This is a genomic window from Buttiauxella brennerae ATCC 51605, assembly GCF_001654925.1.
Lineage (GTDB): Bacteria > Pseudomonadota > Gammaproteobacteria > Enterobacterales > Enterobacteriaceae > Buttiauxella > Buttiauxella brennerae.
On record NZ_LXER01000035.1, the window covers coordinates 41,893 to 54,520 of the forward strand.

Below are 12,628 nucleotides of genomic sequence, written 5' to 3' on the forward strand. Positions count from 1 at the left end.
AATCTCCATTCGTATTGCTCACAGCCAGGCGTTATACCTCTATTCGTTTGAAATGGAGGCATTTATGAGGTGGGTAACAAAGCTTATAGGGTTGCTGGGAATGCTCAGCGCAATGGCGTCGGCGACGTGCCCGGCCTGGTCGTCTGTTCAAGCCCGGCAGGAGATGGAGAAATTGGATGAGAAACTTACGCAATGGGATCGCTCTTACTACCAGCAAGGCGTCAGTACCGTCAGTGACACGACATACGATGCCCTGCGCGCGCAGTTCAACGAATGGCAACATTGTTTTACCCCGGGGGAAGAACTGCAGCAGCCCCAACTTTCGACACAGGGAAAAGCGCTGCACCCGATTGCTCATACTGGTGTGACTAAACTCCCCGACCGGGCAGCCGTTATGCAGTGGATAAAAGGTAAAACCGATCTTTGGGTACAACCTAAAGTTGATGGCGTCGCGGTGACGTTGGTATACAGGCAGGGGCATCTGGCCGGATTCCTGAGTCGTGGCGATGGTCAGAAAGGGCAAGACTGGTCAGCAAAAGCCAAAATGATTCCTGCCATCCCTAAAACGCTGTCAGGGCCGCTGGCCAATAGCGTATTACAGGGAGAGCTTTTTTGGAAAAGAGATAACCACGTCCAGAACGTTATGGGTGGAATTAACGCCAGAGGAAAAGTTGCGGGTGCCATGATGCGCCAGGGCGATCCCGAATTGCTCAATGAGTTGGGGGTATTCATATGGGCCTGGCCAGATGGCCCTGCCGAAATGAGCCAGAAGTTGGACGTGCTTGCACAGGCGGGCTTCCCGCTGACTAAAAGCTGGTCAAAGCCCGTTAAGTCTGTGGACGAAATAGCCTCGCTGCGGGAGTCCTGGTTTATGTCACCCCTGCCCTTTGTGACAGATGGCATTGTTATCCGTGAAGCAGCAGAGCCCCCTGGGAAATATTGGCTTCCTGGGAGTGCGACATGGGTGATTGCATGGAAGTTCTCACCAGCCCAACAACTTGCTGAAGTGAAAAGCATTGAGTTTACGGTTGGGCGTACGGGAAAGGTTGCTGTTGTCCTTAACCTGGTTCCCTTACAAATAGATGATAAACAGATAAAACGCGTGAGCATCGGTTCGGTTAAGCGTTGGCAAAACCTGGATGTTGTTTCTGGTGATCAAGTCCTGGTGAGTCTCGCGGGGCAGGGAATTCCACGTATGGATGAGGTGGTATGGCGAGTCAGCCAGAGAAATAAACCGCAACCTCCTGAGGAGAAAACGCTCACCCCATTGAGCTGCCTGTATTTTGAAGAGCGGTGCCGCGAGCAGTTTATCGCCCGGCTTGCCTGGTTGAGCTCCCCGTCTGTGTTGAATATCAATGGCGTGAGCTTGCGTTCCTGGCAGCAACTTCAACAGCACCTCCATCTGGCGCACATCTTTTCGTGGCTCACGCTAACGCAGGGGGAGTTGTCTCAAATAGGTGGTATTTCTGCGGCCCGGGTAGCGCATTTATGGCAGCAATTTACCCAGGCCCGGCAACAACCGTTCAGCCAGTGGTTGATGGCATTTGGTTTACCGCTACCAAGGGCAGTATTCAGCACACTGCCAGATTCACAGTGGTCGCATTTAGTCGCGCGGGATGAGCTTAGCTGGCAAAAACTACCGGGAATTGGGGCTGGGAGAGCTAAAAAGTTGGTCGAGTTTGTGAATAACCCCCAAATTGCTGCGTTAGCGACTTTCCTTGCGCAGCAAGGAATTCAGGGGTTTATCGATCAGTGATCGGCATGTTTGTAATGAAACACAGGCAACCCAAGGCGCAGGCGTAATGCCAGTAAGCGCGTAGTGAATCCAAAGATAAGTGTGGAAATGATCACCACGTCCTGGTTCGAAACATAGTGCTGCAAAACAATGTAAAGCACTGCTGCGGCGAAAGCGATGCCCGCATATAGCTCTTTCTGGAAAACCAGTGGGATACGTTTACAGAACATATCGCGCAGGACACCACCAAATACGCCGGTCACTACGGCTGCAATAATGGCGATGATTGGGCCTTCACCCATATCCAAGGCGATTTGTGCACCGATGATAGAGAAAACAACCAATCCAAGCGCGTCGAGAACCAGGAAAAGGCGGCGCAGATGAGGCATCACAGGAGCAAACACGGTGGTGAGTACAGCGGCAACGGCCACAATCACGACGTATTCAGGGTGTTTCACCCAGCCTAACGGGTAGTGCCCAAGCAGAATGTCACGCACAGACCCACCGCCAAGTGCAGTAGCTGTCGCAATAATGATGACACCGAAAGTATCCATGCGGCGGCGGCCTGCAGCGAGTGCGCCGGTCATTGCTTCGGCGGTAATCCCGACCAAATAAAGAATGTGTAATAGCATTGATACCTCCAGTGGAAACGCTGAGAGGGTAACGTTTTGTGAACAATGTCACGATTGAGTTTTTTTAAAGCGAAGCGGTTTTGATTACATTTACTAATGCGTAATCGTGTTTTTTAGCAGTGAGATAGGGGTTTTCTGTGGTTTATGTATTTAAAGTGGATTATTTAAATTGATGGATTAGGTCGTTTAAATGACAAAGCCCGCATAGTGCGGGCTTAGAAAGACAATGTGAACATCACTCGATGTTCTGAATCTGCTCACGCATCTGTTCAATCAGCACTTTCAGTTCAATCGCTGAATTGGTGACATCTGAATTGATAGATTTTGAGGCAAGGGTATTCGACTCGCGGTTGAATTCTTGCATCATAAAGTCGAGGCGGCGGCCAACAGCTTCTTTTTTCTTCAGAATGTTGTATGTCTCTTTGACGTGCGCTTCCAGGCGATCCAGCTCTTCAGCAACATCGACACGCTGCGCCATCAACACTAACTCTTGCTCAAGGCGATTATTTTCAAGCTGAACTTGGGCATCTTCCAGTTTTGCAACCAGACGCTCGCGCTGCCATTTCAAAACTTCAGGCATCTGTGCACGAACATTGATGACTTCAGCGCTCACACCTTGCAGGCGTTGCTCAATCATTGCTTTCAGCGCTTCGCCTTCGGTTTCGCGGGCAACAATAAAGTCGTCCAGCGCCCCATCAAGTGCGGCAAGGATTTCAGCGGTAATGGCGTCTAAATCTTGTTCTTGTGCGGACATCACACCAGGCCAGCGCAAAATATCAACCGGGTTGATTTCGCCTTCATCACTTTGCATTTTGACCCAGTTGGCCGCTTCTACCAGCTGTTTAGCCAGTTTTTCATTGAGCAGCAAAGAACTTTGGGAGCGGGCATCAGGTTCAAAACGCAGATTACATTCGATTTTTCCGCGTGTTAAACGGGTGCGAATACGCTCGCGTGCCACGGGTTCGAGGCTACGGAACTGCTCTGGCATGCGAATGTAAGTCTCGAGATAACGTTGGTTTACCGAACGTAACTCCCAGGAGGCGCTGCCCCATTCGCCTTTTACTTCACGTCGGGCATAAGCGGTCATACTGCGGATCATATTTCGTAACCGTATTGCGTAATAGATGTGGGGATTATAGCCATGCCTGCCCTGGCAGGATAGGAATAAGCGAGCGAAGTCCGTATAATGCGCAGCCACATTCGTTTTAGCCGGAGATAACCCCATGCGTCCATCAGGTCGTAGCGCCGAACAAGTGCGCCCAGTCACCCTGACCCGTAATTACACCAAACACGCAGAAGGCTCCGTGCTGGTCGAGTTCGGCGATACCAAAGTGCTTTGCACCGCCACTGTTGAAGAAGGCGTTCCGCGTTTTCTGAAAGGACAGGGCCAGGGTTGGATCACTGCAGAATACGGTATGTTGCCTCGTGCAACTCATACGCGTAACTTCCGTGAAGCAGCAAAAGGTAAGCAAGGCGGTCGTACTCTTGAGATTCAACGCCTGATTGCTCGCTCGCTTCGCGCAGCAGTAGATTTGAAAGTTCTCGGTGAATACACCATCACGCTGGACTGCGATGTTTTGCAGGCTGACGGCGGTACTCGTACCGCGTCTATTACCGGTGCATGTGTTGCGCTGGCTGATGCGCTGAATAAACTGGTTGCTGCAGGTAAGCTGAAAACCAACCCGATGAAAGGGATGGTCGCTGCAGTATCCGTCGGGATTGTTAATGGCGCTGCTGTTTGCGATCTTGAGTATGTTGAAGATTCTGCTGCAGAAACCGACATGAATGTCGTGATGATGGAAGATGGCCGAATGATCGAGGTTCAGGGCACCGCCGAAGGCGAGCCGTTCACCCATGAAGAGTTACTGGCGCTACTGGCGTTGGCGCGAGGGGGAATTGAATCAATCGTAACGGCGCAGAAGGCGGCGTTAGAAAATTAATTTTAGGCGACTCTGAGAGTCGCCTTTTTTATACCCGTCATACTTCAAGCTGCATCTTTGTTGGCTGCATTCGCTCTCTTGTCGACGTGATGCCACTCGGATTATTTTGGGTAAATATTTAAATGAAATGCAAAGGAGCAAATCCATGAAACCGTATCAGCGCCAGTTTATTGAGTTTGCGCTTAACAAGCAGGTACTTAAGTTTGGAGAGTTCACGCTGAAATCGGGGCGTACCAGCCCATATTTCTTCAATGCCGGGCTGTTCAATACCGGGCGTGATCTGGCACTGTTGGGCCGTTTTTATGCCGCCGCGTTAATGGATTCCGGTATTGATTTCGATTTGCTGTTTGGGCCGGCTTACAAAGGTATCCCCATTGCGACGACGACCGCCGTTGCGTTGGCTGAACATCACGAGCGTGATGTGCCATATTGCTTCAACCGCAAAGAAGCAAAAGATCACGGTGAAGGCGGAAGTCTCGTTGGTAGCACGCTGCAAGGGCGTGTGATGCTGGTGGATGATGTTATCACTGCCGGTACGGCAATCCGTGAATCAATGGAAATCATTGCAGCCAACAATGCATCACTGGCTGGCGTGTTAATTTCACTGGATCGCCAGGAACGTGGCCGTGCCGAAATCTCAGCCATTCAGGAAGTTGAGCGTGATTATCAGTGCAAAGTGATTTCCATCATCACGTTGAAAGACCTGGTTGAATATCTGGAAGAAAAACCTGAAATGGCCGTGCATCTGGCTGCCGTGCAGGAATACCGTACTCAGTACGGCGTGTAAGAAAAAGGGCCTTTCAAAGGCCCTTTTCAATTACTGAAGTTGTGAGGCAACCAGCGGCCAACGGGTATCAAAATCCTCGGTAGGCAGATAGCGGAATTCGCTACGAACAAAACGCGACAACGTCCCTTCACAGAACGCCAGAAGTTGGCTTGCCAGCAGTGACTCATCGGTAATAAAACCTTCGCCTTCACGCATTTTCTTTTCACGCATGACCTGGCGCATTTGCACTTCAATACGCTCAAAGAGCTGATTGATGCGACCTTGCAGACGGTCTTGTTCAAACATCAGCGCATGGCCTGTGAGGATACGAGTAAGGCCAGGGTTGCGTTCGCCAAAACCAAGAATCAGAAGAACAATCAAACGTAACCGGGCGTGGGTATCTTTCTCATCTTTCAAAATAAGGTTGATACGGGTAATCAGGCTGTCTTCAATGAACTCGATAAGGCTATCGAACATTTTCGTTTTGCTTGGAAAATGTCGATAAAGTGCCGCTTCGGAAACGCCAACAGTCGCCGCAAGTTTGGCGGTTGTAATTCGTTGGCTTCCATCGCTGGATTCAAGCATTTGGGCCAGAGACTGAAGTATTTCTTCGCGACGATTCCGTTTCGCAGTTTGTTTTTCTGCCATGTTCTAAAATACCCCTGAAATAACGCACTTGTCAGGCAAGTAGCCACACAGCGCTCGCAAACTTGAAGTTTGCGATTTTTTCACATTTTTTACGCTGTGGGGTTACGTTTATAAACGAAGTTACTGGCGGCCAGAATGGCCGAAACCGCCTTCGCCACGGTCACTGGAGTCGAAATCTTCAACCAGGTTGAATTCCGCCTGCACGACAGGCACAAACACCATTTGTGCAATGCGCTCGCCCGGCTCAATAGTGAAGTGGTCTTGCCCGCGGTTCCAGACAGAAACCATTAACTGGCCCTGGTAATCGGAGTCTATCAGCCCAATAAGATTGCCTAATACTACGCCATGCTTATGACCGAGACCTGAACGAGGCAGAATGACTGCCGCCAGAGACGGATCGGCGATATGGATAGCAAGCCCGGTTGGAATCAGCTTCGTTACGCCTGGGGCAAGCTCTACGGCGTCATCCAGGCATGCACGCAGGTCAAGGCCCGCAGAGCCGGAAGTTGCATAAGTCGGCAGTGGGAACTGTTGGCCAACGCGTGGGTCCAGAATCTTAACGTCGATTTTTTTCATCATAACGGGTAACTATCTCGTTCAGTAAAAGATGGCCAAGGAGTTCCTTACGCTCAAGAGGTAAGACTTTATCTCCATCCTGCCAGAAAAGGTGCAATGCATTGTTTTCGCTGTTAAATCCCTGGCCTGCTTGTGAGACATCGTTCGCACAAATCAGATCGAGGTTTTTACTTACGCGTTTTTGCCTGGCGTATTCTTCCACATTATTTGTTTCGGCGGCAAACCCAACAACATAAGGGCGATGAGCTAAAAGTGCTGCGACACCGGCAACAATATCCGGGTTTTTTATCATTTTTATTGTGATTTCATCGCCTTGCTTTTTGATTTTCTCGCCTGCAACCGCAGCGGCACGATAGTCTGCAACAGCCGCACAGCCAACGAAAATGTGTTGTTCCTGGACGTGTTGTTGAACTGCCGCTTCCATTTCCAGAGCCGTGGTGACATCAATGCGGTTCACCCATGGCGGTGTTGGCAAGGACACGGGCCCTGAAATTAATGTCACGTTAGCACCACGCGCTGCAGCTGCAGCTGCGATCGCATAGCCCATTTTCCCCGAACTATCGTTGGTGATATACCGTACCGGGTCCAGACGTTCGCGGGTCGGGCCCGCAGTAATCATAACGTTAAGATGTTGCAGGTCTTTGATGACACTAAAATGTTGGACGGCCATTTCCACAATCGTTAACGGGTCAAGCATACGGCCTGGACCCACATCGCCACAGGCCTGGCTGCCGCTATCGGGCCCCCACATCAACAAACCGCGTGATGAGAGAACTTCAAGATTGTGCTGAGTTGCTATTGCCCGATACATTTGTTGGTTCATGGCGGGCAAGACAGCAACAGGGGCCGGAGTCGCAAGGCAAATCGTGCTCACCAGGTCGTTAGCCATACCTGCGGCAATGCGGGCAATTAAATCTGCCGTCGCGGGGGCGAGGATAACTAAATCGGCCCATTTCCCTAATTCAATATGGCCCATCGCTGCTTCTGCTGCGGGATCTAACAAGCTGTCTGACACTGGATAACCGGACACGGCTTGTAAACTAAGAGGTGTAATAAAAGCTTTGGCAGCCTCTGTCATTACCACCCGAACCTCAGCGCCGCGTTCGCGCAGACGGCGTACCAGTTCAGGTGTTTTATACGCCGCGATACCGCCGCTCACACCCAGAACAATTTTTTTGCCAGAAAGCCCCATCATGATTTTCCCACCAGAAGTCACAGTCATCTGGCTATTTTACCACACTCATTCGGTATCGACTTTTTGCTGTTTGCGAGGCATCCCGCATGGAGAATATTTGCGTGTCGTATGTATGGCTCGAGTTGTGCACAATCAGGACAAACAAGAGCATGGAGGTTCTGATGGATGGGTCATTGAGACAAGTCAAAGTAGAAATGCCGCGAGAAAAGCTTTTGAAATTTGGGGCTAGCTCATTATCTGATGTGGAATTACTGGCGCTTTTTTTACGCACTGGTCGCAGACATATGAATGTACTGAGCTTTGCGCAAAGTTTGCTGCAGCAGTTTGGCTCGTTAAGTCGACTATTGTCGGCAGATTATTCACAATTCAAAGATGTGAAGGGCATTGGGAACGCTAAATACACCCAGTTGAACGCCATAGCTGAGTTGGCGAGGCGTTATTACTATTCGCGTGGCGTTGAGGAATTAACACTCAATGAGCCTGATTCTGTAAGGGATTTCATCCAAAGCCAACTGACCACAGCAGAGCGTGAGATCTTTATGGTTATTTTTTTGGATAATCAGCATCGGGTGATTAAACATTGCCCTATGTTTTCGGGAACATTGAACCATGTTGAGGTTCATCCGAGAGAAATTGTGCGTGAAGCGATGAAATGCAATGCAGCGGCACTAATACTCGCGCATAATCACCCGTCTGGTCGAGCAGAACCGAGTAAAGCTGATCGTGTTATTACTGAGCGTATCGTAAAAGCTTGCCTGTTTATGGAAATTCGAGTGCTCGATCACCTTGTTATTGGCCGTGGAGAGTACGTTTCTTTTGCCGAACGTGGGTGGATTTAAGACGAATTGCGCGATCCTTGGGGATCTTTGTCTGTTCGGGACTTGAGCACATGCGTTAGGCAGCGTATACTACGCCACCTTTGAGAATCTCGGGTTTTGGCATTATGCGCCTGGAACTGTGGTTCACATTGAACCGCCAGGGACCAGGCTTGCGGCCTGACGAGGCGCCATAACCCTATACGAAGCTCGAGCTAATTTGATTTTTGGAGAATAGACATGTCCCGAGTCTGCCAAGTTACTGGCAAGCGTCCGGTGGCGGGTAATAACCGTTCCCACGCAATGAACGCGACTAAACGCCGTTTCCTGCCGAACCTGCACTCTCACCGTTTTTGGGTTGAGAGCGAGAAGCGTTTTGTCACACTGCGTGTATCTGCTAAAGGTATGCGTGTAATTGATAAGAAGGGTATCGAAACGGTCTTGGCCGATATGCGTACCCGTGGCGAAAAGTACTAAGAGGAACTAAGTCATGGCTAAAGGTGTTCGCGAGAAGATCAAGCTGGTTTCTTCTGCTGGTACTGGTCACTTCTATACCACCACGAAGAACAAGCGTACTAAGCCGGAAAAATTGGAATTGAAAAAATTCGATCCAGTTGTCCGTCAACACGTACTGTACAAAGAAGCTAAAATTAAATAATTTTAGTGTCTTTGATGAAAACCTCGCTTCGGCGGGGTTTTTTTGTTTTAGGACTTAGAGTGCGGAGGATTTATGCCCGAGTTACCTGAAGTAGAAACCAGCCGACGTGGTATAGAGCCGCATCTGGTTGGTGAAACCATCTTGCATGCTGTCGTGCGTAATGGTCGACTGCGTTGGCCTGTCTCTGATGAAATCCATGCTCTGAGTGATAAACCCGTTTTAAGTGTGCAGCGTCGCGCTAAATACTTGCTGCTCGAACTTCCCGATGGCTGGATTATTATCCATCTTGGCATGTCGGGTAGCCTGCGCATTCTTCCTGAAGATTATCCTGCTGAAAAACACGATCACGTCGATTTGGTGATGAGTAACGGCAAAGTCCTGCGTTATACAGATCCACGCCGCTTTGGTGCGTGGCTGTGGGCGAAAGAGCTTGAAGGTAGCAATGTGCTGGCACATCTTGGCCCAGAGCCACTGAGCGACGAGTTTTCGGCTGATTATCTGCGTGAAAAATCCGCGAAAAAGAAAATCGCCATTAAGCCGTGGCTGATGGATAACAAGCTTGTGGTGGGAGTGGGTAATATTTACGCCAGCGAATCGCTGTTTGCTGCGGGGATCCATCCGGATAGAGCTGCGCAGTCATTGTCTCAAACAGAATGTGATTTACTGGTTAAGACGATTAAAGCAGTGCTGCTTCGCTCAATTGATCAAGGTGGTACGACACTTAAAGATTTTCTGCAGTCTGATGGTAAGCCGGGCTATTTCGCTCAGGAATTACAAGTTTATGGACGGGCAGGTGAACCATGCAGGGTTTGTGGTGCACCAATTATTATCAGCAAGCATGGACAGCGCAGTACTTTTTATTGCCGCCACTGCCAGCATTAATTATCCCCATCATCCTTCAAGCCGCAGGGGTGTTGGCTGCGCTCACTAACCCCAGTCACTTACTCAAGTAAGCTCCTGGGGATTATGCGGCCCATCCATGGGCCTTACCCCTTTGGGGACGCTGCAAGCAGCGTTCAAATTTGTTCCAGACAAATTTGTTGCTTCCTTGCCGCCTACCTGCAACTCGAATGCTATTGGGGCTGATTGATTTTTTTCAGTAACGCTTTGCAAACTGCTTTCGGCAGGAAATGTGCAACATCACCATGGTGGCGAGCCACTTCTTTAACCAGCGACGAAGAGACAAAAGACCAGTCCTTCGACGGCATCAGAAACACGCTTTCAAGCTCGGGCATTAAGTGGCGGTTCATATGAGCCAGTTGCATCTCATACTCAAAATCCGCTGCTGTACGTAACCCCCGCACCAGGACATTCGCTTGCTGGGTCTTCGCAAAGTTTGCCATCAGATCGCTAAAACCGACCACTTCAACATTCGGCAAATGTGCCGTAACGCCTTGCGCGAGCTGAACTCTTTCTTCCAGTGTGAAGAGGGTTTTTTTATGCGGGCTGTTCGCAATCGCCAGAATCAGGGTATCGAACATCATCGCACCGCGAGTCACGATGTCCAGATGACCATTGGTAATGGGATCAAACGTGCCTGGGTAAATCGCTCGGGTGGTCATAGAGGTTTGTTTTCCGTGTAGCTTTGATTCAGTGCCCAGAGTTCAGCGTACTTGTTAAATGTATATTGTGCATTGACGACAGCAAGTAACCAGCCCTGTTTCCCATCGAGAAAACCAGCGCGTAACAGCAGAGTTTTACAAAATGCCCCGAAGGTGTGACCGAAAATACCCGCGATGCTGACTTGTTTACCACGCTGATGGCGTTCCTGCGCCCAGGCGGACGCATAATTCAACTGTTTGCGTTGGAAGCTTGCGAAATCACGGCAGGTCAAATGAAGCAAATCCCCTTTAAGCGGGATAACTTTTGCCCCGGGTGCCTCGAGAGATTCATGAACCTGATTATCATTATAGTGGTAACGCGAGCGGGCATAGAGGCGAGTCACACGGTCTGGATACCAGCCGCTGTGGCGCATAAAACGCCCGAGAAACAGGTTACGGCGTGCAATGCTGTACACCGCATCCGCCTGAGGGTTATCCAGTACCGCTTTGAGTGTGCTGGCCAACTCTGGTGTGACGCGCTCATCGGTATCGATCATCAAAATATAATCGTGGCTGGCGTAGCTCTGTGCGAGCTGACGCTGCTTGCCAAAGCCTTGCCAGTCTTCATTAATGAAAACCTTTGCACCAGCCTGAAGGGCTATCTCGACGGTAGAATCCGTACTTCCTGAATCCAGTAAGACCACTTCATCTGCCCATGCGACGGAAGCCAGACACTCTGGCAGAACGTCTGCCGCATTTTTAGCGATCATCACGACGGACAAACGATTGGGCATTAATGGCTCCGTTGTGGCAGATACGGTTGCAGTAATTGTAGCAAGCGTTGCAATGCGCCTTGATTCTGGTGCAGCACTTCTACGGCATGACGGCCATAGTAAAGGCGATAATCTTCGTCAGTCAGCAGTGTCGTGATTTCGTTAACCAATGACGCTGCATCCGTGACGGTAATCAGCCCGTCAGCACGCTGCAATCTGGCGCAAATATCTTTGAAGTTGAAGGTATGAGGTCCCATCAGCACTGGAATTGCATGAGCGGAAGGTTCCAGCGGATTATGACCGCCCCGTTCAACAAGGCTGCCGCCAACAAAAGCGAGATCGGCAATTCCGTACAGCATCATCAGTTCGCCCATAGTATCGCCAATCACGACTTGGGTGCTGTTGGATGGCTTTTCACCACTGCTGCGCATGATGTAGCTGAAACCCGCTTTCTGCGCCATATCCCGTGCATCTTTGAAGCGTTCCGGGTGACGAGGCACAAGAATTAACAGTAAATCCGGGAATTTCGCCAGCAACTGGCGGTGGGCATCAAGAATGATGCTCTCTTCGCCATCATGGGTGCTGGTGGCAATCCAGACTTTACGATGCGGCGCCCACTGACGGCGTAAAGTTATCGCTCGAGCGGCAAGTTCAGGGGTCACAGAGATATCAAACTTCAGGCTGCCGGTTACAGTGAGCTGCGAGCGTTTCAGGCCAAGTTCGATGAAACGGCCGCCATCTTCTTCATTCTGCGCGGCGATGAGGGTAATTTTGCTCATCAGACGGCGCGTAAATTTACCCAGTTTTTTATACCCTTTTGCCGAGCGGGCAGAAAGGCGGGCATTGGCAATGACCAGTGGGATTTTACGTTTGTGTAATTCGTTGATCATGTTGGGCCACAACTCGGTTTCCATCACGATAACCAGTTTGGGGCGCACGGTATTGAAAAAGCGCTTCATTGCGCAAGGGAGATCATAAGGCAAATAGACGTGATGCACGTTTTGCCCAAATGCAGATTCGGCGCGTTCTGAGCCTGTTGGCGTCATTGTTGTAACGGTAATCGGAATCGTTGGGTAACGATGGCGTAATGCCCGGACCAACGGAATTGCGGCCAGAGTCTCCCCTACGGAAACTGAATGCAGAAGAATACCATCGGGCTCCACTTTTCCACGGCAATAGCCGTAGCGTTCCGCCCAGCGTTTACGATACGCAGGAGCTTTACGGCTACGGAGTAATAGTCGCAGCCACACAAGGGGCTGGATAAGGTAGAACAGGGCGGTATACAACGATTCCAAGCGAATTTTCCGTATTTTCATTATCGGCGGGCAAATTCTAAGCATTCGGGAAGC

Annotated in this window: 15 protein-coding genes; 7 read left to right on the top strand and 8 right to left on the bottom strand. The window is 50.2% G+C overall.

Annotated elements, in window-relative coordinates; all coding sequences use genetic code 11:
* The first annotated feature begins 64 nt into the window (after nucleotides 1-64).
* The gene (ligB, locus tag M975_RS19280) at nucleotides 65-1,756 is read left to right on the top strand and encodes an NAD-dependent DNA ligase LigB (protein ID WP_064561492.1); all 1,692 of its coding nucleotides are present in this window, start codon (nucleotides 65-67) and stop codon (nucleotides 1,754-1,756) included.
* Here the strand turns inward: ligB and M975_RS19285 are convergent.
* Both M975_RS19285 and M975_RS19290 read right to left on the bottom strand, forming a co-directional pair.
* Nucleotides 1,750-2,367, bottom strand: a complete 618-nt coding sequence (locus M975_RS19285; protein WP_064561493.1) for a trimeric intracellular cation channel family protein — start codon at nucleotides 2,365-2,367, stop codon at nucleotides 1,750-1,752. The genes ligB and M975_RS19285 overlap by 7 nt on opposite strands.
* A 235-nt stretch (nucleotides 2,368-2,602) precedes the next feature.
* Nucleotides 2,603-3,466, bottom strand: a complete 864-nt coding sequence (locus M975_RS19290) for a YicC/YloC family endoribonuclease (protein WP_064561494.1) — start codon at nucleotides 3,464-3,466, stop codon at nucleotides 2,603-2,605.
* A 124-nt stretch (nucleotides 3,467-3,590) separates the two neighbouring features.
* Between M975_RS19290 and rph the strand changes: the two genes are divergently transcribed.
* Nucleotides 3,591-4,307 carry a ribonuclease PH gene (rph, locus tag M975_RS19295; RefSeq protein ID WP_034461471.1) on the top strand — a complete coding sequence of 239 codons (717 nt, stop codon included), beginning with the start codon at nucleotides 3,591-3,593 and terminating at the stop codon, nucleotides 4,305-4,307.
* Between the two features lie 145 nt (nucleotides 4,308-4,452).
* Nucleotides 4,453-5,094 (top strand): orotate phosphoribosyltransferase, encoded by a 642-nt coding sequence (gene pyrE, locus M975_RS19300; protein WP_064561495.1) that lies wholly within the window; start codon nucleotides 4,453-4,455, stop codon nucleotides 5,092-5,094.
* Nucleotides 5,095-5,124: 30 nt separating this feature from the next.
* Here the strand turns inward: pyrE and slmA are convergent, their stop codons facing one another.
* From slmA to coaBC, 3 genes are all read right to left on the bottom strand, one after another.
* Nucleotides 5,125-5,721, bottom strand: coding sequence for a nucleoid occlusion factor SlmA (gene slmA / locus M975_RS19305; protein ID WP_064561496.1), 597 nt, complete (start codon nucleotides 5,719-5,721; stop codon nucleotides 5,125-5,127).
* A gap of 120 nt (nucleotides 5,722-5,841) precedes the next feature.
* The gene (gene dut / locus M975_RS19310) at nucleotides 5,842-6,300 is read right to left on the bottom strand and encodes a dUTP diphosphatase (RefSeq protein WP_064561497.1); all 459 of its coding nucleotides are present in this window, start codon (nucleotides 6,298-6,300) and stop codon (nucleotides 5,842-5,844) included.
* Complete coding sequence (gene coaBC / locus M975_RS19315; protein WP_064561569.1) at nucleotides 6,278-7,489, bottom strand: bifunctional phosphopantothenoylcysteine decarboxylase/phosphopantothenate--cysteine ligase CoaBC; 1,212 nt, start codon at nucleotides 7,487-7,489, stop codon at nucleotides 6,278-6,280. Before coaBC ends, dut begins: the two co-directional genes overlap by 23 nt.
* Before the next feature lie 164 nt (nucleotides 7,490-7,653).
* On the opposite strand from coaBC, the gene radC reads away from it, so the two are divergent.
* From radC to mutM, 4 genes are all read left to right on the top strand, one after another.
* The gene (gene radC, locus M975_RS19320) at nucleotides 7,654-8,331 is read left to right on the top strand and encodes a RadC family protein (RefSeq protein WP_064561571.1); all 678 of its coding nucleotides are present in this window, start codon (nucleotides 7,654-7,656) and stop codon (nucleotides 8,329-8,331) included.
* 216 nt (nucleotides 8,332-8,547) lie between these two features.
* Nucleotides 8,548-8,784: a 50S ribosomal protein L28 gene (gene rpmB / locus M975_RS19325; protein WP_064561498.1), complete on the top strand. Its 237-nt coding sequence runs from the start codon at nucleotides 8,548-8,550 to the stop codon at nucleotides 8,782-8,784.
* A 13-nt stretch (nucleotides 8,785-8,797) separates the two neighbouring features.
* Nucleotides 8,798-8,965, top strand: coding sequence for a 50S ribosomal protein L33 (gene rpmG / locus M975_RS19330; protein ID WP_002208990.1), 168 nt, complete (start codon nucleotides 8,798-8,800; stop codon nucleotides 8,963-8,965).
* Nucleotides 8,966-9,037: 72 nt separating this feature from the next.
* Nucleotides 9,038-9,847 carry a bifunctional DNA-formamidopyrimidine glycosylase/DNA-(apurinic or apyrimidinic site) lyase gene (gene mutM / locus M975_RS19335; protein ID WP_064561499.1) on the top strand — a complete coding sequence of 270 codons (810 nt, stop codon included), beginning with the start codon at nucleotides 9,038-9,040 and terminating at the stop codon, nucleotides 9,845-9,847.
* 191 nt (nucleotides 9,848-10,038) lie between these two features.
* On the opposite strand, the gene coaD is transcribed toward mutM, so the two are convergent.
* Genes coaD through waaA form a run of 3 tightly spaced genes read right to left on the bottom strand, consistent with a single transcriptional unit; the run spans nucleotide 10,039 to nucleotide 12,574 of the window.
* Nucleotides 10,039-10,527: a pantetheine-phosphate adenylyltransferase gene (gene coaD, locus M975_RS19340; protein ID WP_064515006.1), complete on the bottom strand. Its 489-nt coding sequence runs from the start codon at nucleotides 10,525-10,527 to the stop codon at nucleotides 10,039-10,041.
* The gene (locus M975_RS19345; protein WP_064561500.1) at nucleotides 10,524-11,300 is read right to left on the bottom strand and encodes a glycosyltransferase family 2 protein; all 777 of its coding nucleotides are present in this window, start codon (nucleotides 11,298-11,300) and stop codon (nucleotides 10,524-10,526) included. Before M975_RS19345 ends, coaD begins: the two co-directional genes overlap by 4 nt.
* Nucleotides 11,300-12,574 (bottom strand): lipid IV(A) 3-deoxy-D-manno-octulosonic acid transferase, encoded by a 1,275-nt coding sequence (gene waaA, locus M975_RS19350; protein ID WP_064561501.1) that lies wholly within the window; start codon nucleotides 12,572-12,574, stop codon nucleotides 11,300-11,302. The genes M975_RS19345 and waaA overlap by 1 nt, the downstream gene beginning before the upstream one ends.
* Nucleotides 12,575-12,628: the final 54 nt, after the last annotated feature.